General features: G+C 38.3%; 21 protein-coding genes and 1 tRNA gene. 16 read left to right on the top strand and 6 right to left on the bottom strand.

Translation table 11 applies throughout. The annotated features are described in order from the left end of the window. Window positions 1-2: 2 nt before the first annotated feature. A complete protein-coding gene (locus tag E7A03_RS03290; RefSeq protein ID WP_021147802.1) occupies window positions 3-638 on the bottom strand; it encodes a phosphatase PAP2 family protein in 636 nt (211 codons plus the stop codon). Between the two features lie 159 nt (window positions 639-797). On the opposite strand from E7A03_RS03290, the gene E7A03_RS03285 reads away from it, so the two are divergent. After that, window positions 798-2,282 (top strand): HAMP domain-containing sensor histidine kinase, encoded by a 1,485-nt coding sequence (locus E7A03_RS03285; protein ID WP_021147803.1) that lies wholly within the window; start codon window positions 798-800, stop codon window positions 2,280-2,282. A gap of 4 nt (window positions 2,283-2,286) precedes the next feature. After that, on the top strand, window positions 2,287-3,006 hold the full coding sequence (locus tag E7A03_RS03280) for a response regulator transcription factor (RefSeq protein WP_021147804.1): 720 nt from the start codon (window positions 2,287-2,289) through the stop codon (window positions 3,004-3,006). 103 nt (window positions 3,007-3,109) lie between these two features. On the opposite strand, the gene E7A03_RS03275 is transcribed toward E7A03_RS03280, so the two are convergent. Together E7A03_RS03275 and menA are read right to left on the bottom strand one after the other, a co-directional pair. After that, window positions 3,110-3,928 (bottom strand): MetQ/NlpA family ABC transporter substrate-binding protein, encoded by an 819-nt coding sequence (locus E7A03_RS03275; RefSeq protein ID WP_004698373.1) that lies wholly within the window; start codon window positions 3,926-3,928, stop codon window positions 3,110-3,112. Window positions 3,929-4,071: 143 nt separating this feature from the next. Then, window positions 4,072-4,974, bottom strand: a complete 903-nt coding sequence (gene menA / locus E7A03_RS03270; protein WP_021147805.1) for a 1,4-dihydroxy-2-naphthoate octaprenyltransferase — start codon at window positions 4,972-4,974, stop codon at window positions 4,072-4,074. A gap of 242 nt (window positions 4,975-5,216) precedes the next feature. Here menA and E7A03_RS03265 point away from each other — a divergent pair, with 242 nt between their 5' ends. The 5 genes from E7A03_RS03265 to E7A03_RS03245 all read left to right on the top strand — a co-directional run bounded on the left by E7A03_RS03265 (window position 5,217) and on the right by E7A03_RS03245 (window position 9,484). After that, window positions 5,217-6,161 (top strand): hypothetical protein, encoded by a 945-nt coding sequence (locus tag E7A03_RS03265; RefSeq protein ID WP_021147806.1) that lies wholly within the window; start codon window positions 5,217-5,219, stop codon window positions 6,159-6,161. Window position 6,162: 1 nt separating this feature from the next. After that, entirely contained in the window at window positions 6,163-6,942 is a 780-nt protein-coding gene (locus E7A03_RS03260; protein WP_021147807.1) for a hypothetical protein, read from the top strand. A 132-nt stretch (window positions 6,943-7,074) separates the two neighbouring features. Further along, entirely contained in the window at window positions 7,075-7,446 is a 372-nt protein-coding gene (locus E7A03_RS03255) for a RidA family protein (protein WP_021147808.1), read from the top strand. Between the two features lies 1 nt (window position 7,447). Beyond that, a complete protein-coding gene (locus E7A03_RS03250) occupies window positions 7,448-8,695 on the top strand; it encodes an L-cysteine desulfidase family protein (protein WP_021147809.1) in 1,248 nt (415 codons plus the stop codon). Window positions 8,696-8,851: 156 nt separating this feature from the next. Further along, window positions 8,852-9,484, top strand: coding sequence for a hypothetical protein (locus tag E7A03_RS03245; protein WP_004698339.1), 633 nt, complete (start codon window positions 8,852-8,854; stop codon window positions 9,482-9,484). A gap of 76 nt (window positions 9,485-9,560) precedes the next feature. Here the strand turns inward: E7A03_RS03245 and E7A03_RS03240 are convergent, their stop codons facing one another. From E7A03_RS03240 to tadA, 3 genes are all read right to left on the bottom strand, one after another. Beyond that, window positions 9,561-10,748, bottom strand: a complete 1,188-nt coding sequence (locus E7A03_RS03240; RefSeq protein WP_101928969.1) for an MFS transporter — start codon at window positions 10,746-10,748, stop codon at window positions 9,561-9,563. Between the two features lie 58 nt (window positions 10,749-10,806). Continuing rightward, window positions 10,807-10,897, bottom strand: a tRNA-Ser gene (locus E7A03_RS03235). Then, window positions 10,851-11,396, bottom strand: a complete 546-nt coding sequence (gene tadA, locus E7A03_RS03230; RefSeq protein ID WP_024061301.1) for a tRNA adenosine(34) deaminase TadA — start codon at window positions 11,394-11,396, stop codon at window positions 10,851-10,853. Before tadA ends, E7A03_RS03235 begins: the two co-directional genes overlap by 47 nt. Window positions 11,397-11,479: 83 nt before the next feature. Between tadA and E7A03_RS03225 the strand changes: the two genes are divergently transcribed. From E7A03_RS03225 to E7A03_RS03185, 9 genes are all read left to right on the top strand, one after another. Beyond that, window positions 11,480-12,106 (top strand): trimeric intracellular cation channel family protein, encoded by a 627-nt coding sequence (locus E7A03_RS03225; RefSeq protein ID WP_004693621.1) that lies wholly within the window; start codon window positions 11,480-11,482, stop codon window positions 12,104-12,106. Between the two features lie 148 nt (window positions 12,107-12,254). Further along, window positions 12,255-14,069 carry a DUF4127 family protein gene (locus tag E7A03_RS03220; protein ID WP_287509452.1) on the top strand — a complete coding sequence of 605 codons (1,815 nt, stop codon included), beginning with the start codon at window positions 12,255-12,257 and terminating at the stop codon, window positions 14,067-14,069. 10 nt (window positions 14,070-14,079) lie between these two features. After that, complete coding sequence (locus E7A03_RS03215; protein WP_021147813.1) at window positions 14,080-15,201, top strand: acyltransferase; 1,122 nt, start codon at window positions 14,080-14,082, stop codon at window positions 15,199-15,201. A 282-nt stretch (window positions 15,202-15,483) separates the two neighbouring features. Then, window positions 15,484-16,341 (top strand): aminotransferase class IV, encoded by an 858-nt coding sequence (locus E7A03_RS03210; protein ID WP_021147814.1) that lies wholly within the window; start codon window positions 15,484-15,486, stop codon window positions 16,339-16,341. A gap of 55 nt (window positions 16,342-16,396) precedes the next feature. Continuing rightward, window positions 16,397-17,443, top strand: a complete 1,047-nt coding sequence (locus E7A03_RS03205; RefSeq protein ID WP_021147815.1) for a methionine ABC transporter ATP-binding protein — start codon at window positions 16,397-16,399, stop codon at window positions 17,441-17,443. Beyond that, window positions 17,424-18,077 (top strand): methionine ABC transporter permease, encoded by a 654-nt coding sequence (locus tag E7A03_RS03200; protein ID WP_008715638.1) that lies wholly within the window; start codon window positions 17,424-17,426, stop codon window positions 18,075-18,077. The genes E7A03_RS03205 and E7A03_RS03200 overlap by 20 nt, the downstream gene beginning before the upstream one ends. 9 nt (window positions 18,078-18,086) lie before the next feature. Beyond that, entirely contained in the window at window positions 18,087-18,383 is a 297-nt protein-coding gene (locus E7A03_RS03195; RefSeq protein ID WP_004693609.1) for a YerC/YecD family TrpR-related protein, read from the top strand. 65 nt (window positions 18,384-18,448) lie between these two features. Continuing rightward, window positions 18,449-19,243, top strand: coding sequence for a TSUP family transporter (locus E7A03_RS03190; RefSeq protein WP_021147816.1), 795 nt, complete (start codon window positions 18,449-18,451; stop codon window positions 19,241-19,243). An 11-nt stretch (window positions 19,244-19,254) separates the two neighbouring features. After that, window positions 19,255-20,022 (top strand): SDR family NAD(P)-dependent oxidoreductase, encoded by a 768-nt coding sequence (locus E7A03_RS03185; protein ID WP_021147817.1) that lies wholly within the window; start codon window positions 19,255-19,257, stop codon window positions 20,020-20,022. Window positions 20,023-20,073: the final 51 nt, after the last annotated feature.

The following is a 20,073-nucleotide window of genomic DNA, read 5'->3' as shown; positions in this document are numbered from 1 at the left end:
CCTTAACCTTTCATGCTAAATTGTTTACTCAATGGTTGGTTTGCTTTTTTTATAAGATATAGGCTTAGTTTTGTATTTATGAGTAATCGGAAAATATTATATTTAGGGTGATTTAATAGCGTATCAATCTTAGAAGATAAATAGTTTTGATAGACTTTAAATAACAAATATGTGATGAGGATACCCATGATAACGTCTAGAGGATAATGATGACCAACAAAGACTTTCGCAAAACCTGTTAAAATGGTTCCACTTAGTAGAATAGAACCTAGTCTCTTATAAACTGCTAAAATTGGTAATGAAATAGCAGTCATTGCCATAGCATGGGTGCTAGGAAAACTAGAATCAGCTACATGAGGAATAAGTAGATTTACTGTGTGTGTGACGAATGGTCTTGGTTCTTGCACTATGAAACCAATGATACTATGAGCTATCATGGTAATACCAAGAAATGCGATAGTATGTATGCAGGTTTTTATAAGTCTTTTATCTTTAAAATAGAGGCCTAATCCAGATAAGAGTATCAGTAATAAAGCAAAGACTATTGAAAGGTATTTTACAATGTATATCATACTTGTATCTAGCCACGTATATGTACCTGCTAGGCTGTTGATAAGTTGAAAGATTTCGTAATTCATATATATCTCCTTTTTATTTGATGACTTTCTTGTATGAATACATCATAAAGGAGAAATATTACGAAAATATAACGATGAAATTACATCTTCTAAAAGATTGATTTCTATATCATGACAGATAAGATATAGGTTTGTATAATAGTTAAAAAGGAGGTATCTATGCTTTTTAACTGGTTTAATAGCTTAGGCGTACGGCGAAAGATGATAATTAGTAATTTATTAATTATTATCATACCTTTTATTGTTTTACTTACCGCCTTATCTATAGTATGGGGGGTTATTCGTTATACTAATCCTGTAAATCATCGTCAGTGGATGATGCTAGCGCCTAGTACAATTCAGTCTCAAGTATTTCAATTGGGGTTAGAACAAATAAATAAGAAACTTTCAAAAGAGTCTACATCAATAAGTGATATTTTGGATAGTAGTGCTGTTTTAGAAGCACAAGGCTTAGATATAGTCATTCTCAAAGATAATAAAATAGTTTATGCTACGCCAGATATAGAGCCTAATATAATGTTATCGAACGTTAAAAATATGATAAATGGCTTAGAGTCTAATCATTATTTGAACTGGGAAGGCAACCAATTTACCTATGTGAATTCCTATGATATGGGACTTACAGTGTATGGTGCTGGTAGAATCCCATTTATGACTAAAAGTATGGGGCCAGAATCAACGGATAAGAAAATGGTGGAAGGCGCTTTTGGTATAGGTATTTTAATGATAATAGCTATTATCATTGGTATAGGCCTATATATATCCAATCGATTAGGTGAGTATATTTTGAGACCTGTCATAGATTTGAAGCAAGCTGCTGATGATCTCAAAAATGGGATAGTGCCAAAAAGAATTGCTGTAAGAAATCACGATGAATTAGGGGTTACTTGTGAGGCATTTAATAATATGCAGGAATCATTGCTTAAAGCCCGTCAAGAGCAAGACCTTTATGAAGAGCGTAGGCGCGAAATGATAGCAGGGGTTTGTCATGATATTTCAACACCACTTACATCGGTAAAGGGGTATGCTAGTGGTATTATTGAAGGTATTGCAAATACAGAAGAGAAGCAAGCACGCTATGTGCAGCGGATTTATGATATGGCGGGGCGTATTGAACATTTAGTTAATATGCTATCGGACTTTTCGCAACTAGAGTTAAAACAAATTCACTACAATCGAGATACATATGCATTAGATGATTTAATTCGAGAGTATATTAGAGAGCGACATTTAAATAATCATGAACTTATCGTTTTACATGAATCGTATAGTGCCGAAGATAGTTTAATAGTAATTGATCGGATACAGTTTTATCGTGTTTTGGATAATCTTGTATCCAATAGTATAAAGTATAGACGTGGCGAATCTGTATCTATTGATATATCTACAGCTAAGATAGATAATGGCTGTAAACTGACTTTTTCAGATGATGGGAAAGGTGTTCCTACAGAAATGTTAAATCGTTTGTTTGATATTTTTTTCCGTACTGATGAAGCACGTACAGAGGTAGCTAATGGTAATGGCATTGGGCTGGCTATTGTAAAACAAATCGTTGAAGATATGAATGGTTCTATTCATGCTGAACATAATGATAGTGGACCTGGACTATCCATTGTGATGGAGTTTCCTTTGGATAAGGAGTAAAAGTATGGGAAAAGTTTTAATTATTGAAGATGATATGGGTATCTATGAGTTAGAGCGAGATTATTTAGAAATCGAAGGCTATGAAGTAGACATTCAAACTAATGGCGTTGATGGGTTAAAGGCAGCCCTTGATTATGAATATGACTTAATTATTCTTGACATTATGATTCCTAAAAAGGATGGATTCTCTGTGTGTCGAGATATTCGTAAGGAAAAAGAAATACCTATTATTATGGTCAGTGCTAAACGTGAAGATATTGATAAAATTCGGGGGCTAGGACTTGGTGCTGATGATTATATGATTAAACCTTTTAGTCCGGCAGAGCTTGTAGCACGTGTTAAATCACACATTCAGCGTTATAATCGCATCCGTAATAGTCTAAGCCCTACAGTTGTGTTGGACGCAAAAATTACTGCAGGTAGCTTAGAGATATTGCTTGATTCTCATCAAGTTTTTTTAGGTGGTACTGAGGTGAATTTGACTCCACGTGAATATGACATTTTAGTTCTTCTTGCATCTAGCCCTAATCGTGTATTTACAAAAGAAGAAGTATTTGAAAGTATCTGGGGGATAGACTCTTTAGGAGAAACTTCAACAATTATGGTTCATATAAATAGATTAAGAGCTAAAATTGATAAACAATTCCAAAATGAAGAGTATATTGATACTGTTTGGGGTGTAGGGTATCGTTTCCATAAATGGGATAATTATATAAAACAATAGTATAAAATATTAAATAAAAAAGGCGTCTCAATGGAGACACCTTTAAACATAATTTTGACTAGTATATGAAGAAAGCTAGCCGCTGAGGCTAGCTTTTTGATGCTTAGAATGCAGGAACAATAGCACCTTGGTATTTTTCTTGGATGAATTTGATAATTTCAGGACTATGAAGTGCAGCCATCAATTTTTTGATGCGAGGGTCATTTTCATTGCCTTTAAGTACAGTTACGATATTTACGTAAGGGGAATCGTTATTTTCAATTGCCAATGCATCTTTGCCAGGGTTAAGACCTGCGTTTAATGCAAAGTTAGTGTTGATAGCGGCTAAGGCTACATCGTCAAGGGAACGAGGTACTTGTGCTGCTTCTAATTCTACGAATTGATATTCGTTAGGGTTCGCAGTAATATCTTGCACTGTAGATAAGATGTTTGTAGAGTCTTTTAATGTAATTAGACCTTGTTTTTGTAATAACAATAATGCACGGCCACCGTTTGTAGGGTCATTAGGAATAGCGATTTTAGCGCCTTTTGGAAGATCTTTCAAATCTTTGATTTTACGGGAGTATAAACCCATTGGCTCAAGATGAACACCACCGGCAGATACTAAGTCAAGTTTGTGAGCTTTTGCGAATTCCTCCATGTAAGGTACGTGTTGGAAGAAGTTGGCATCAATCTCTTTGTCCCCTAAAGCCAAGTTAGGTGTGTTGTAATCAGTAAATTCTGTGATTTTTAATTCGATACCATCTTTTGCTAAGATTGGTTTAACTTGTTCCAAAATTTCTGCGTGAGGTACTGCTGTTGCCCCAATTTTTAATACTTGTTTGCCATCGCTAGCAGCTTGTTTGTTGTCGTTACCACAGCCTGCGATTAATAAAGCGCCGCCAAGGATGACAGTAGCTGCTAATGCTAAAAATTTTCTCATTAGACACACTCCTTATACAATAATTACATATAAAATATTAAATCTATAGTACTAAATAATTTCCTATCTATCAAGAAGGAATTATTATAGGTTCTCCATAACTAAAAACTATGGAGAACCTATAATATAAGTATGTTCATTTTTTAAATTAATTTGCCCATGATAAGTCCAATCGCCCACATTAGTTGATAAATCATAGCGGCTCCAGCGGTAGTACCCATAGCCTTATCTAATTGGAACTCATCTGTATTGGTAGATAATGTATGAATTGTTTTGAAAGCTAGTGGTGCTGCAAGGAACGCTAATAAGGCGAACCATGTCATATGGCCTACTATAATCCAAGCAATGATCCAAATAAAATTGAAAATATATGAGATACTCATTAAGCTGAGTGCTCTTTCACGACCAAGCACGATTGGCAACGTGTGACGTCCATGGCTTTCATCATTACGAATATCTCGGATATTATTCGTCAACATGATGGAACCAACTAGCAATGTAGATGGAATTGCAGGAATTAACAGGGCTAAGGATAATTCTCGTATCCAGGCATAGCCTGTAATGAGTACGATAGCAAAACCCATGGCGATACCAGAGGAAATTTCCCCAAATGGTGTTCGAGAAATTGGTTTTGGACCGCCAGAGTAAAGGAAACTAATTAGAATACATAAGAAGCCTACCGGGATGTAGTACCAAGTTATAGTAGCAGATAAATAAAGACCAATAATAATGGGTACAAACATGAGTACTTTAATCATCGTTATAATGAGCTCTGGTGTTATAACGCCACGTGTGATAGAACCAGCATTACCTACCTTTTGACCAGCATCGAGTCCAGATTTAAAGTCTTTATATTCATTCCATAAATTAGCTACAATTTGGGCTGTTACAACAGCTAAAAATATGAGCATTGTATGGAAAATGGCAAGACCTGTACCCTGAGCAGCACCAAATGCATAATAACTAAAGGCGGCACCTAAAATGGTAGGCCCCAATGTAGCAGCTAATGTGCGAGGCCTAGTGAGGGGAATTAATTCTTGTATCATGTTAAAAGCACACCGAGTGTGCACTCCTTTCCATTTCTCATACATATATCATCTTTACATGTCTATTTATGTATTGTATAGCAGAAAGGTAAGCTTGTAAATTATACTATACAGTTATATATGTCGATATAGTATAATAATTAATATATGCAGTATAGATTCTCCTTTAAACTCTTAATATATACTGCACAGATTATCTAACAATCTATACATAGTGTATTGTTAAAAAGGTGAGGTGTCTTATGAGAACTCTCAATAAAAAGTTGATGACATTGGCTTGTGCCACCTGTTTAACTGTGGGTATGGGGGCAGTGGCATGTGCTGATACGGTAGATTTAGGTTATGGTATGTACGGCACAACTTCCCCAACTGTGAAAGCTGTAGAAGTTATGCATATTTCTACTGATACAAGATTGCGTAATCAAGAACAAGATAAATTTCTTAAAGTAGCAAATAAATCTGCTGTTGATACTATTAATAATGTTGTGAAAGCACAGACTGGTGTAGCTGTTGAACCAGTGAAGGGGGACTTTCTTGATGGTTACTCCTTCTATCAATTGCAAGGTACTGATAAACAAGGACATCATATAGGTGGTTTAATTGTTATTAACTATTCTAAAAATGCAATTGATCAAGTTATAGGTATGAATAAGACTATTTTAGAGAAGGGGGCAGATGCGGAAAAAGCCGCATTAAAGCATTCTATCTCTAAATATGTAGAATCTTACTCTAAAGAGACGGCCCAACAACAATTACAAGGCCTGAAGAGCAATACTATTGAAGGTGCTAAATTAGCTAAAGATCTAAAAACGATAAATGATAAGTTACCTTCTCAAATTATAGGTGTCTTTGATAAAATGCTTGCCACAGATAAGAAATCATCTCCTAAAAGTATAGAAGAGATCCGTTCTTATGTAGACTTTATGGCAAAACAAGTAAGCCTAGATGCAACGCATGTGGCCTATAAACCTGTTCAAACACGCTATGGTACAGCTGTGACAGGCGATTTACGCGGTAGTCTAAAATATGATGGCTTTAGAAATACTTATTCCTTAATTGGTTATGCTGTTCCTACAGATAAAGGTGTATCTTTACAGATTTTAATGTCTGATGACTCTAGCTATGATTATTGGGCTAATGAGTTGAATCATATGTATCAAACACAATCTCTCAAGGGAGGTAAATAATATGAAATCTTTGAAAGTATTGGCTTGTGCAGCTTGCCTAATGGGTACTGTATCTGGCGTAGGTTTTGCTAAGGATGTACAAACAATTGCAGGATCCATGGTAGTGCCTAATAATGTAAATATTGTTTCTGCGTCTAAAACAAATACACGTGATTTTGTAGAGAAACAAATGCAACAGAATCCCTCAAAATCTACGATGGCGAATATGATGGCAAAGGAATTTTTCCAAAACTTTGGTACTAATTTTGATATATACCAATTGCAAGGGGCAGATAAAACTGGTCAAAAAGATGCATTCGTAGTGGCTGTAGATGTTAAACAAATAGCGCAACAAGTGGCTAAAGAAAAGGCTAATGACCCTATGTTTATAGCGGCAATGGCCGCTCTTGATAAAGGTCAAATTGATCCTGTAACAGAGCAACTTCTATTAGGAACAATAAATAAACAGATTCCCACTAGCACAACAGTAGTTCCTTTGAATGGACCTATTAATGTGTCTAGTCGTGATTCCCAAAAAGCAACGATTATGCCTAAAACACTTAAAACTCTAACCGTAGAAAATGCAGAACAAGTACATCCGGTGGCTGGTACAAAATATCAAACATATGCAGCAAGCTCTCGCTTGTTATATGCAGATGGAAATGTACAAACTCCACTCTATGCAAATGCTGCATTTGTGTTGAAGCCAGGAAAACCAGTGTTGTATGTAGGTATAACAACTGATGTACAACGTGATTATTTCAAACCAATATTTGATAATGCATTTAAATCAATTAAATAATTGGTTATATACGTACTTTTGTGTAATATGTGATATATTGAGGTAAGTCATATATATCGAGGCATCAACATGAGTTTCGCACCTTAAATATAGTCATATTAATTTATATTTATTTATAAAAGGAGATTTATCATGAAAACAATTTCTACAGACAAAGCACCAGCAGCAGTAGGCCCTTACTCTCAAGCTAAAGTTATTGGCGGTTTATTATTTGCTTCTGGTCAAATTCCACTCAATCCTGCAACTGGTACAGTTGTTGAAGGGGGCATTGTAGAGCAAACTGAACAAGTATGCAAAAATATTGAAGCCGTATTGACTGAAGCTGGTACAGACTTTTCCAAGGTTGTTAAAACAACTTGCTTCTTAGCTGATATTGGTGATTTCAAAGCATTTAATGAAGTGTATGCTAAATATTTCACTTCTAAACCAGCTCGTTCATGTGTAGCAGTAAAAGACCTTCCATTAGGCGTTATTGTAGAAGTGGAAATTATTGCGGAAGTATAAGATGGATTATATTTCTTTGTTACAGTCAGAGATGCGTCCTGCCTTCGGTTGTACTGAGCCAATTGCATTGGCTTATGCGGCTGCGAAGGCAGTCTCTGTTTTAGATGAGTTTCCTAACCATATTCACGCAAGATGCAGCGCGAATATTATCAAAAATGTAAAATCTGTAGTCATTCCAAATTCTGGGGGGCGAAAAGGACTAACGGCGGCCACTACACTGGGTGCTATTGTAGGTCATCCAGAGCGTGAACTAGAGGTGTTGGAATCTGCTACAGACGAAGATCGCAAATGGCTTGGTACATTGCTTGATGCTAACTTCTGTACCGTTTCACTTGCTGAAGGCGTAGATAATCTATATATAGAAATCACTGCAGAAACAGATGAACATACAGCGGTTGTTCGCATTGAAAATGACCATACGAATGTAACCTATGTATCAGTAGATGGTGAGATTGTCTCTGAAACAGTCAATGAAATTAAGAAAGCGGCTAAAACAGAATATGCCATGACCTTCGATAGCATTTACGAATTTGCTTTAACAGGTGATATTTCTGGTATCCTACCTCAAATTAAACAGCAAGTTGAGTATAATACTGCAATTTCTAAGGAAGGTCTGTCCAATGATTATGGATCTAATATTGGACAATTGTTATTGTTAGATGAAGAAAATCCATCTCTCGAAACGAAATGTAAGGCTCGTGCCGCAGCTGGCTCTGATGCGCGTATGAGTGGTTGCCCATTGCCTGTCGTTATCTGCTCTGGCTCTGGTAATCAAGGTTTAACCGTGTCTGTACCAATCATTACGACTTCCGATGAACTTGGTAAAAGTGAAGATGAATTGTATCGCGCTCTCGTCTTTGCTAACTTGCTAACGCTTTACGTTAAATCTGGTATTGGTAAATTGTCTGCATACTGTGGCGTTGTATCTGCCGGTGTGGTAAGTGTAGCAGGTATTGCCTTCTTGAAGGGTGATAGTAAAGATATAATCGAGAACACTCTTGTAAATGGTCTTGCAAGTTTATCTGGTATCGTATGTGATGGTGCGAAACCATCCTGTGCAGGTAAAATTGCAATTTCCCTTGATGGCGCCTTTATGGGATATAAACAAGCTCGCCTTAACAAAAACTACCAAAAAGGCGATGGACTTGTAGCATACTCCGTTGATGAAACTATCCGCAGTATTGGTGCTGTGGCACAAGGCATGAAAGAAACGGACGTAGTTATATTGAATGAAATGCTAAAACACTAAGTTTTAAAATAAATTAACCCCCGATGCAGAAAAATTTTTGCAAAGGGGGTCGTTTTCTTAGCCTTACTAAGAATATGATGTATAGTTGGTGATATATAAAGGTATATTAGAATAAGATATTCTAATTATAATCTAGATAGTTTGAGGTGTGTTTATATGAGTGTGTTATTACCTAAAAAAGCTAGCTTTCCCCAAAAGTTTGTTTATTTTTATCATAAAGTATTTCCGAGTGCAGATAAAAGATATTGGCGTACATACAAATTGAAAATTTGCGATGAGATAAAAAATCTTTCAGTGCGTGATTTGAGCTGGGAAATAATTAAAGGACGAGCAGAATTAGACAGTAAGTTTACTTTTATATGGAGTTCCGTTGTATTTGGTGTGATAAGTGCGGGAATTTTCACTTATGGATTAGATTTAGCTACTCAAGTAATTGTATTAGGACCAGCCACTAAAGAGTTTATGATTACTACTGTTTATTTTGATTTTTTATCTATGATTTCTTTATTTACTCTTGTTGTCTCTTTTGCTGGATGGTTAGTAGCTTTATTTATGGAGCTTCCAGGAGGGCGTGCTTGGTGGTTTTACGGAATTTTCTTTGTGATTAGTGTTCTCCTTGTCGTAATAGGATATTTAAAGCATACAATAATTATTGATTTTGTTTTTTTGTTGTTAAATACATTTTGCATAGCTATACTACTGGGAATTGTAGCAGATTTAAAGAAGCAAAGGGCATTGATTAAAATATCTATTATGGAAGATAGACTGAAAGAACTAGATAAGGTATAAATATATAATTTGGCAAAAATTCAAATATTTTGATACTAAAAAACCGTTGTTTCCAATTTAGAAACAACGGCCTTTTTTATTGTAATTTTTTAGGATCTTTAAGTATCAATGAAGCCCCAAGACCCACTACTAGGAATGGTACGAGTGTCATCATAGCGGCAGGTAAAGAATAGGTATCCGCAAGGTTACCTACTACAGGTGCGATGATACCGCCGATAGTTTGGCTCACCCCGAGGGTAATACCGGACGCAAAGCCGATGCTTTTAGCAAGGTAGGTTTGGCCTAGTACAATAACGGGGCTGTAGCTAAGAGCTTTAGCAGCGCCAATCATGAGTAGTAACATATAGGCTACAGGCATCATGATAACAGGGGAGAAGGTTGGCACTTCTGTTAATAGGAACATAGCTGGCAACCAAATCAATAGGGATAGTCTAATGATTTTGATGGGACCATATTTGTCGCCTAATAGACCGCCAATATATGTCATGAAGATACCGATACTAAAGAATATGGTTAATGCAAAGCTCCCTTGCTCTGGGCTAGTGCCGAGTTCACGAGTCCAGAAGATAGGAATAAATGCATTGATAACGCGGAAGTTTACTGATTGGCTTAGGATGATAATAAACAAGATACCAAAGTATTTCCAGTAATTCTTTAGCGGCTTAGCCACTAGTGTAGGGTTTTCCATAGCTACCGCTTGGTCGATAGTGCGTGCTTGAGTTACTATGCGCGGCATGAGGACGAATAAAACTGTTGAGATAATAAGACCCACTATGGTGAAAGCTGCCAGTCCATGAGGTCCTACTGTATAGGCAATAGAGCCCGCAAAGAGTGGACCGATGGCAAAACCAGAGCTACCACCGATGGCAAAGGTCCCCATGGCTTTACCTTTTTTACCACCTCCGAGGCGATTCATGATTTTCGCTCCTTCAGGGTGGAAGATAGAGGAGCCTACACCAGCTAAGGTAGCACAAACAAGCAAGCTTTCATAAGAGGTTACAAAACCCATGGCACCTGTGCTACAAGCTGAGAGCAGAACACCTAAGGCGATGAGCCGTGGCTGATTGATCTTGTCAGAGACATAACCTAATAATGGCTGTAACAATGAAGATAATGCTGTATTGGCTAATATGAGAAAGCCTGCTTGCTCTAAACTAAGTCCATAAGTGTAGATAAATAATGGCAAGAGGGCAGGTAATACACTTTGACAGGAGTCGTTAATCATATGACTCACCGTAATGAGATAAGGGTAATATTTTTTCATAGTAGTGGTCCCTTCGCAAAAAAGCGCTAACCATGGTTAGCGCTTTATATATTTTATATGGCAGAGGAGGAGGGATTTGAACCCCCGCGCCGGTTGCCCGACCTACCGCATTTCGAGTGCGGACCCTTCAGCCTCTTGGGTACTCCTCCGTGTTTTACGGCGCTCTTTAAAAAAGTCTTTCATGATTTGACTACATTCATCACCAAGGATCCCCGATGCTAATTCGGGTTCATGATTTAAACCAGGGTGAGAGAGTACATTGAAAAGAGACTCTACAGCGCCTCCTTTGTAATCACTTGCACCATATACAACACGGTCAATACGACTGTTGATGATGGCTCCAGCGCACATCGGACACGGCTCTATCGTAACATACAGGGTACAACCAGTCAACCGCCAACGCTTGAGTACATCGCATGCTTCGCGGATGACGAGCACCTCTGCATGAGCCGTTGCATCGTTATCTAATTCGCGGCGATTATGGTGGCGTGAAATGATTGTATTGTTTTGAACTAAAATGGCGCCGATAGGAATTTCTCCTAGAGCATAAGCTTTGTGGGCCTCCTCTAGGGCAAAACCCATAAAATATTCATCACGGCTACGCTCATCCATATTTTTAATCTCTATAGGTGTAATGTTCTTTGTCATTCTCATACCTCTTAATGTATAATATCTTACATAAAGTCTATCATAGTGTGCGCAGTTATGCGAATAGATTGTGTGAGGGTATTATGGATATTATTTGGTATATATTTGATATGATTGGCACTATTGCCTTTGCTATCTCTGGAGCACTTGTTGGGGTGGCGCGGAGAATGGATATATTTGGTATGGCTGTATTGGCACTGGCCACGGCAATCGGTGGTGGAATTGTACGGGATGTTCTCTTGGGGTATTTTCCGCCGAATTCGTTACGCAATATTGTATATGTAACTGTGGTTATTTCCGTAACAATTATCGTATTTATTATCTATAACAGCCGTTATCGCAAGCATGCTATGGGCCCTCGTAGCCGAGCAAGCTATTTATTAGCCGACGCTGTGGGGCTAGCATCGTTTACAGTAACTGGAGCATCTGCAGGGTTTAAACTATATCCTGAGCTGCCAATTTTCATTGTTTTATTAGGAACTATTACTGCCGTTGGAGGTGGTATTATCCGAGATATGCTGGCTCAACGGATTCCCTCTGTTTTAAAAGAAGATGTGTATGCTCTACCTAGTGTTATTGGGGGCATCGTTTATTACTTAATGGTTATTTCTAACTGGGTTGGAGAGGCTGTATATGGTGCTTTTACCGTTGTACTAGTTATCCGTTTACTAGCTATTAAATATAATTGGAGCTTACCCAAAGTGCGCTAAAGCTAAAGGCACTGCATTTGAGAAATAACAGGTAAATGATATAATTATACTATTAAGTATTTCATAAAAGTGTCAGAAAAAAAGAGTATTATATAAGAGTTAATTTTCGAGTCGAGAGTACTCGTGTACACAGAAGGAGATTTGCTTTATGACAAATAAATGGTTGAAAGTAGCATTAATGGTTACAGCCATTGCTACAGGTACATCCATCAATATTGATGCAGAAACCGTATTATATGTACCTCAAGATGATCGTCCTGTAAGTTTGCAATATACAGTCGATACAGCTCGTGAGGCGGGTATGACTGTGTTGACACCACCTCAACACTTGATTTCTGGTAAGACGTACCAAGGTCAAGCTGATCAAATTATGGCTTGGGTAGAGCAAAATGCAGGTCGTGCTGATGTTATGGTATTAAGTACAGATACTCTTATTTATGGAGGTCTTGTAGATTCTCGTAAACATAATATTCCGCTTAGTACGTTGCAAAATCGCTTGAAACGTATTGAAGGTTTAAAAGCGCGTAATAAAAATGTACGCATCTATGGCTTTGGCACCGTAATGCGTTCTCCACGTGCGAGCGGTGGTGGTACTGAACCGGCCTACTATGCGGAATATGGCCCAACAATCTTCCAAATTGCTGCATTACAAGATAAATTGGATTCTGGCTCCTTAACGCAAGAAGAAACTCAAAAATTGATGAGTCTGCAAGCCTCTGTTCCTGTGGAATACTTGCAAGACTGGTTTGACCGCCGTCAAAAAAATATGAAAATCAACAAAGAGTTGATTGATGAAACTCGCAGTGGTGTATTCGACTACTTTGCATTAGGTCATGATGATACATCTCAATTATCTCAATCCGCACTAGAAGGTCGTTACCTCAACAAATATTCCAAGGATATTTCTGTTGAAAAATACGGTAGCTTCCCTGGTGCTGACCAACTTGGTCTCTTGTTGATGGCGCGTTCCCGTACCGATGTGAGCACAGAAAAACCTACATTCTCCGTAATTTATCCACTCGGTGGTGGCGGTAAAACATTGCCAGGTTACGAAGATCAAACGATTGATAAAACAATTGCTCAACACGTTGAGGCTGTAGGTGGCACAATGGTGACACAAGGTAAACCAACTGTATTATTGGCTGTTAATACACCTCTTACAACGAGCACAGGCGAGTCTGAAAACTTCGAAAACTTCCCGATGATCTCCAACTCTACAAATGCTTTCGTAGATCGCATTCAACAAGCTGTTGACTCTGGTGTGAACGTAAGCGTTGCAGATATTGCTTTCAATAATGGTGCAGATAATACATTGGTATCCGCTATGTACAAACGAGATTTGTTGTACAAAATCGGTGCGTATAATGGTTGGAATACAGCAAGTAACACAGTAGGTTACGCTATTGCTCAAGGATTATTGCTTAAATCTATGAGTCCAGAAGGTCATCGTGATATGTTGACGCAACAATATTTGGATAACTGGGCATATCAAGCAAATATTCGTAAAGATATTTATCGTATGCAAGATTCTATCAGAACAGATAATGTTCGTTACTCTGGTGAATTAAATGAACATCTTGAAAGTTATTTAGGTGAACGCATTCAAGATTTCGCTGAAAAATACCTTAAAATCAATCCTCGTACAGTAAAAGCTACATTCCCATGGGGACGTCTATTTGAAACGGATATCACTGTTTATGACAAACCAGTGGTACCACTTGAAAAAGAATTACGCTTGAAACGAGAAGCTGAAGCAAAAGCTAAGGCTGAAGCAGAAGCTAAGGCTAAGGCAGAAGCGGCTGCTAAAGCAAATGGTCAGGCTGTACCAGCACAAGCCGCACAACCTGAAAAAGCTGCAACGCCTCAAACACCTACATCTACCCCTCCTGTAGTTAAACAACCAGCTACAGAGTCTCAAGGTCCACGTGTGGTACCGACACCTGCAGTGGCACCTGGTCAATAGTGAATAGGCAATGGCTATGAAAAAAGCATTTTTACCGGAAATTACTTATATGCGAGGCCTCTGTATGCTCGGTGTTATCGGCATTCATGTAGGATCTTACGCATTGCAAAATCCTTTTGTAAATTTAGAACTCATCAGCGTGTTAGAAATTCTCTCTCGCTTTGGAGTGCCTGCGTTTTTCTTCCTCTCTGCATTTGGCTTGTTTTATCATACCTCGGTAGAGGGACCATTCTCATATAAGGAATTTATGCACCGCCGCATTCAGGTGGTGCTATTTCCATATATTACGTGGTCCATCTTTTACTTGCTATATACAGGGATGACAGCTCATAACCTTGGCAATTTACATCCAGGGCCGTTGGCGATAAATCTACTCTTTGGTACCTCTATGTATCATCTATATTTTATGGTTATTTTGCTATGGTTCTACGTGATGATGCCATTATGGCGGGCCATGGTGAAAGTCATCTTAAAACGGCCTGTATTTTGGCTGGTGTTACTTTTTGTCATCCAAGTTGGTATCGATTATGTTTCGTCTTACATGCTTGGCCGTTGGGTAACAGAAAATCTAAGCAATCAGCCAGTTCTTAAATATCTTTTTGATATGCGACTCAACTATTGGGTTATTCATTATGTGTGGATTTTCCTTTTAGGTGCCGTATGTGCTGAACGATATGAAATCGTCTGCGAATATATGTGGCGTTATCGTTACCTTTTAGGCGTCAGTGCGGTAAGCTCTATATTATTGATGCTTGGCTCTTATTACTATGTCATGGACGTATGGCATTATACTGTGTTAGAAGCAATTTACACGGTACATCAAATGAGTCCTATGGGCGTTCTTTATACAGGATTGGGAACGATGTTTAGTTTATTCCTATTCCAAAGGCTACCTATGAATGTGACTATGGAGTCCATTTGGTCTGAGATAGGCGATAAATCGTATGGTATTTATTTAGCGCATCCATTTTGGTTGTTAATCATTTCTGGTGTGATGGCTAAATATAATCTCTTGTATACGGTGACCAACGTGCTAATTATGTATGTTATGGCGTTGGGATTATCCTATTTGTCTACGGTGGCTCTTAATTATGTGCCTAAATCTATCCGTAAATTTATACTGGGGCATTAGTTTAGTATGAGAACTATTTTATAGAGAGCCCTAATTGGTGCTAGTACGTTAATGGTGTACGTAGTTTTAGTTAGTTTTGTAGTGCTGATTTAGTATAAAAATAATATTTGTTATACATCCGCTAGGATATAGTTTTTAACTATGGTATCCTAGCGGATTTTTGTATATCGAATTAATATCTTTCACAAAGTAAAGTGTGAAAATTTAAAAGTAATTGTGTTATAATAAGTCCATGATGATTACCACTTGATAGAGTAACGAAATAGAAAAAGAGGTGCTCCTATGCAAGAATTAACATATTTTAACGGTGAATTCGTCGAATCAGGTGCCAAAGTTATCAGTATTGATGACCGTGGCTATTTGTTTGGTGACTCTGTATATGAAGTTGTTCGCGTCGTAAAAGGCCGTTGCTTCGCTTTGTCTTACCACCAAGATCGTTTGTATCGCTCTATGCGTGAAATGGATATCCCTGTAAAAATGACCCCTGATGATTTGACAGAATTGCACGAAATTTTGATCGAGCAAAGTGAAATCAAAGAGGGCTATATTTATTTACAAATCTCTCGTGGTGTAGCATCACGTCACCATGCTTATGATCGCTCCAAATTAGAACCACAAATGCTTATGTTTATCCGTACCTTGGATTTAGATGAAGTTAATAAATTGGGTGAAGGTGTAAAAGCGATAGCTTTACCTGATGAACGTTGGGAGCATGTAGATATTAAGACTACAAACTTGATCCCGAATATCTTGGCACAAACAAAAGCAGAAAAGAAATTTGCCTATACAGCAATGCTATTTCGCGATGGTATTTGCACAGAAGGTGCAACATCTAATGTGTTTGCTGTTAAAGATGGTATCTTGTACACGCATCCAGCGGATAATCATATCTTAAAAGGTATTACGCGCCAAATGATCTTAACGCGTGTAGCACCATCTTTAGGTATTACCATTATTGAGAAAGAATTCAATCGTAATTTTGTAGATGATGCGGATGAATTATTCTTTACCGATACAATTGGTGGTGTCATCCCAATTACTAAGCTAGACAGAAATTTAGTATCTGGTGGTAAACCAGGTGCCATTACACTTCGTCTACGCGAAGCACTAGAAAAATTGATGGAAGAAGGGCTACCTTGATAGATAAGTTGCTTTCATCAAATGATACACATTTACCTTAAGAAAGGAAATTATTTTGATACAATTAGAACACATTAGTAAAGTCTATGAAGGTGCTACTCGTGTGGAAGCGTTGAAAGATATTAGCCTAAATGTGAAAGAAGGCGAAATCTTTGGCATTATCGGCCAATCCGGTGCCGGTAAATCCACCTTGATTCGTTGCATCAATATGCTCGAAGCACCTACATCTGGCTCTGTTATCGTAAATGGTACAGATTTAACAACACTTAGCAAATCTGATTTGCGTAAAGCGCGCAAAGATATTGGCATGATTTTCCAACATTTTAATCTCTTGTCCTCTCGTACCGTATATGACAATGTGGCATTTCCGTTGGAATTACAAGGAATGAGCAAATCTGAAATCAAGGAACGCATTACGCCAATTCTTGATATTGTAGGCCTTACAGACCGGATGAACAACTATCCATCTCAATTGTCTGGTGGTCAAAAACAACGTGTTGGTATTGCTCGTGCATTGGCCTCTAATCCAAAGGTTCTCCTTTGTGACGAAGCTACATCTGCCCTTGATCCTCAAACAACAGATTCTATTTTGAAATTGTTGAAAAATATTAATGAGAAGATGGGGCTCACTATTGTACTCATTACACATGAGATGCACGTTATCCGTGAAATCTGTGATCGCGTGGCGGTTATTGAAGGCGGTGTCATCCTCGAAGAAGGTAGTACTATTGAAGTATTCACACATCCTCGCGAAAATACGACAAAAGAGTTTATTAGCTCTGTAGTGAGTGATAACTTACCTCCAGAAGCATTGGAACATCTAGAGTTGCATGATCAATGGATTGCAGGGACCGCACCATTAGTACGCCTCAAATTTACAGGACAAGCAACAGATGAGCCTGTAGTAGCAGGCCTTGTAAGACGCTTTAATTTAGATGTAAGCATCCTTTTTGGGGGCATTGATTACATCCAAAATACGAGCGTTGGTCGCCTTATCGTTATTTTGAATGGTGACCCAGAAAATGCGCAAGAAGGTTTGGACTACATCAAAACGTTACCAATTGAAAGCGAGGTGATCGGTTATGTCAGAGCAAATCATTAATCTACTCATAACTGGTACCCTTGATACATTGCAAATGACGATAATTTCTACCGTAATGGCAATGTTATTAGGTATTCCTCTTGGTGTTGTTCTGGTCGTTACTTCTAAAGGTCATATCTTGGAGAATGTAACACTCAATAAAGTATTGGGTGCCATTGTCAATGCCACGCGTTCTGTACCTTTCATCATCTTGATGGTTGCCATCATTCCGTTTACTCGTATGGTGGTAGGTACCTCCATTGGTACAACTGCAGCATGTGTGCCGTTGACCATTGCGGCCATTCCATTTTTGGCACGCCTAGTAGAAACGTCTATTAAGGACATCAATTTTGGCGTTATCGAGGCGGCTCAATCCATGGGGGCAAGCCCATTACAAATCATTTGGAAAGTATTATTACCAGAAGCATTGCCAACAATTATTGACAATGTAACGGTGCTTATCGTTAACCTCATCGGTTACTCTGCGATGGCTGGTGCTATTGGTGGTGGTGGTCTTGGGGATATTGCTATCCGATATGGTTACCAACGTTTCCAAGCCGATATTATGATCGCTACAATCATCATCTTGATTGTATTGGTACAAGTTGTACAAATGATTGGTGATGCTTGGTCTAAAGCGATGAATAAGAAGTAGGAGGATCCTATGAGTATCAATGAAAAATTGAGAAGTCAACAAAATGACGAATTGTTCACCGCCATTTTAACGCTTGAAAATACAGAGGAATGCTATGCATTTTTTGAAGATATCTGTACGATTAACGAATTAAAAGCATTATCTCAACGCTTACAAGTAGCAAAAATGCTTCGCGCAGGGGATAGCTATGAGAAAATCGTAGAAGAAACGGGTGCGAGTACTGCTACGATTAGTCGTGTAAAGCGCTGTTTAGTATATGGTGCGGATGGTTATACATTGGCCCTCGATCGTCTAGGTGCAAAATAAAATAAATTAGCATGACAACGGTGGCCTTTGGCGACCGTTGATGTGCTATCTGTAGGAGGTTTATTATGGAGTGGCTCATTGCGGTAACAGGTTTACCATTTGATATCCTTATACTCGTTTTACTCGCCGTAGCTGGTGCGTTTGCTGGCTTTGTAGACTCCATTGTGGGCGGCGGAGGCCTCATTTCTGTACCTGCCATGTTATTAACAAATCTTCCACCTAGTATGGCTCTGGGCAGCAATAAATTATCCAGTATTTTTGGTGCTGGCAGTGCATCGATTACATTTTTGAGAAATCACATGGTTGATTTTTCCCTAGTTCGCAAATTATTGCCTTTTACCTTTGTGGGTTCTATGCTTGGTACATTGGCGGTTGTTTCTTTACCACCGCTATATGTAAAGCCTATTATCATCATATTACTTGTTTGCGTAACACTCTTTGTGGTGTTCAAAAAAGACTGGGGTGAAATCAATCGTACATCTCAGGTAGCAGGAAAAGCGCTATATATTTGTATGACTTTTGCTCTTGGCATCGGTGTATATGATGGCTTTATAGGCCCTGGTACAGGTACATTTTTGATTATGGGCTTTATCTTTACAGGTTTTGATTTCTTGCATGCTTCTGCTAACGCAAAGATATTGAATTTTACTAGTAATTTGGCGTCTCTATTGGTGTTTTTATATTTAGGACACGTCAATGTTAAGTATGGTCTTGCCACCGGGGCAGGTCAAATTATAGGTGCTTATTTAGGCTCGCATTTGGCAATTGCGAAGGGCTCATCTTTGGTGCGAGTTGTATTCTTGTCGGTAACGACAGTTATGTTGTTGAAATTAGTCTATGACTATATTTCAACATTATAGGAGGGCAAGGTATGCCTCATAAAAGTGATGTTCAAGTGGCCTTGATTAGTGGTGGTACATCGGGTATTGGATTTGCTACGGCAAAGCTTTTACTCAAAGAAGGTTGGTGTGTAGTCATCAATGGTCGAAATGAAAAAGTTGGTCAAAAGGCTAAAACTAAGCTACGTCGTTATTCCTCTAAGGTACAATATATTCAAGGTGATGTATCTAAAATTGAGGACTGTCAGCGAATTGTAAAAGAAACAGTAGATTTATTTGGTGGGGTGTCTGCTCTTGTAACAGCTGCAGGCTATTATGAAGAAGAGTTGCTAGCTGATGTTACAGAGGCAGCTTTTGATGAAATGTTTGGGACTAATGTAAAAGGTACTGTATTCTTATGTCAAGCGGCGCTTCCCTATTTACGATCATCAAAGGGCAGTATTGTAACAATCGCTAGTGATGCAGGTTTACAAGGTAATGTAGCGTGTTCTGTATATGGTGCATCAAAGGGGGCTGTAGTGAGCTTTACAAAATCTCTATCCCTTGAAATGGCACCTCACAGCGTTCGTGTAAACTGTGTGTGTCCTGGTGATGTAGATACATCATTAGTGGACAAACAGATTGCTAATGCCAATCAAGATGCGGCAGCTGCAAAGGCTGAAATGGGCCAACATTACCCATTAGGTCGCATTGCTAAGCCCCATGAAATTGGCGAAGTAATTGTATTTTTGTTGAGTAATAAGGCTTCTTTTGTGACAGGTGCAGCATGGACAATCGATGGTGGACTCACAAGTTGGTAATATAGAAAATATTAGAAGCTGTTATATATGGATAATTAGAAAAATTCATTT

This window comes from Veillonella parvula, from assembly GCF_032472435.1.
In the GTDB taxonomy this organism is placed as follows: domain Bacteria; phylum Bacillota; class Negativicutes; order Veillonellales; family Veillonellaceae; genus Veillonella; species Veillonella parvula_N.
The sequence above is the reverse complement of the archived record's forward strand: the minus strand, read 5'-3'. Positions and strand labels throughout refer to the sequence as shown.

Coding starts and splice junctions, on each gene's coding strand:
- E7A03_RS03290 (WP_021147802.1), bottom strand. CDS start 638: ATGAATTACGAAATCTTTCAACTTATCAACAGCCTAGCAGGTACATAT.
- E7A03_RS03285 (WP_021147803.1), top strand. CDS start 798: ATGCTTTTTAACTGGTTTAATAGCTTAGGCGTACGGCGAAAGATGATA.
- E7A03_RS03280 (WP_021147804.1), top strand. CDS start 2,287: ATGGGAAAAGTTTTAATTATTGAAGATGATATGGGTATCTATGAGTTA.
- E7A03_RS03275 (WP_004698373.1), bottom strand. CDS start 3,928: ATGAGAAAATTTTTAGCATTAGCAGCTACTGTCATCCTTGGCGGCGCT.
- menA (WP_021147805.1), bottom strand. CDS start 4,974: ATGATACAAGAATTAATTCCCCTCACTAGGCCTCGCACATTAGCTGCT.
- E7A03_RS03265 (WP_021147806.1), top strand. CDS start 5,217: ATGAGAACTCTCAATAAAAAGTTGATGACATTGGCTTGTGCCACCTGT.
- E7A03_RS03260 (WP_021147807.1), top strand. CDS start 6,163: ATGAAATCTTTGAAAGTATTGGCTTGTGCAGCTTGCCTAATGGGTACT.
- E7A03_RS03255 (WP_021147808.1), top strand. CDS start 7,075: ATGAAAACAATTTCTACAGACAAAGCACCAGCAGCAGTAGGCCCTTAC.
- E7A03_RS03250 (WP_021147809.1), top strand. CDS start 7,448: ATGGATTATATTTCTTTGTTACAGTCAGAGATGCGTCCTGCCTTCGGT.
- E7A03_RS03245 (WP_004698339.1), top strand. CDS start 8,852: ATGAGTGTGTTATTACCTAAAAAAGCTAGCTTTCCCCAAAAGTTTGTT.
- E7A03_RS03240 (WP_101928969.1), bottom strand. CDS start 10,748: ATGAAAAAATATTACCCTTATCTCATTACGGTGAGTCATATGATTAAC.
- tadA (WP_024061301.1), bottom strand. CDS start 11,396: ATGACAAAGAACATTACACCTATAGAGATTAAAAATATGGATGAGCGT.
- E7A03_RS03225 (WP_004693621.1), top strand. CDS start 11,480: ATGGATATTATTTGGTATATATTTGATATGATTGGCACTATTGCCTTT.
- E7A03_RS03220 (WP_287509452.1), top strand. CDS start 12,255: ATGACAAATAAATGGTTGAAAGTAGCATTAATGGTTACAGCCATTGCT.
- E7A03_RS03215 (WP_021147813.1), top strand. CDS start 14,080: ATGGCTATGAAAAAAGCATTTTTACCGGAAATTACTTATATGCGAGGC.
- E7A03_RS03210 (WP_021147814.1), top strand. CDS start 15,484: ATGCAAGAATTAACATATTTTAACGGTGAATTCGTCGAATCAGGTGCC.
- E7A03_RS03200 (WP_008715638.1), top strand. CDS start 17,424: ATGTCAGAGCAAATCATTAATCTACTCATAACTGGTACCCTTGATACA.
- E7A03_RS03195 (WP_004693609.1), top strand. CDS start 18,087: ATGAGTATCAATGAAAAATTGAGAAGTCAACAAAATGACGAATTGTTC.
- E7A03_RS03190 (WP_021147816.1), top strand. CDS start 18,449: ATGGAGTGGCTCATTGCGGTAACAGGTTTACCATTTGATATCCTTATA.
- E7A03_RS03185 (WP_021147817.1), top strand. CDS start 19,255: ATGCCTCATAAAAGTGATGTTCAAGTGGCCTTGATTAGTGGTGGTACA.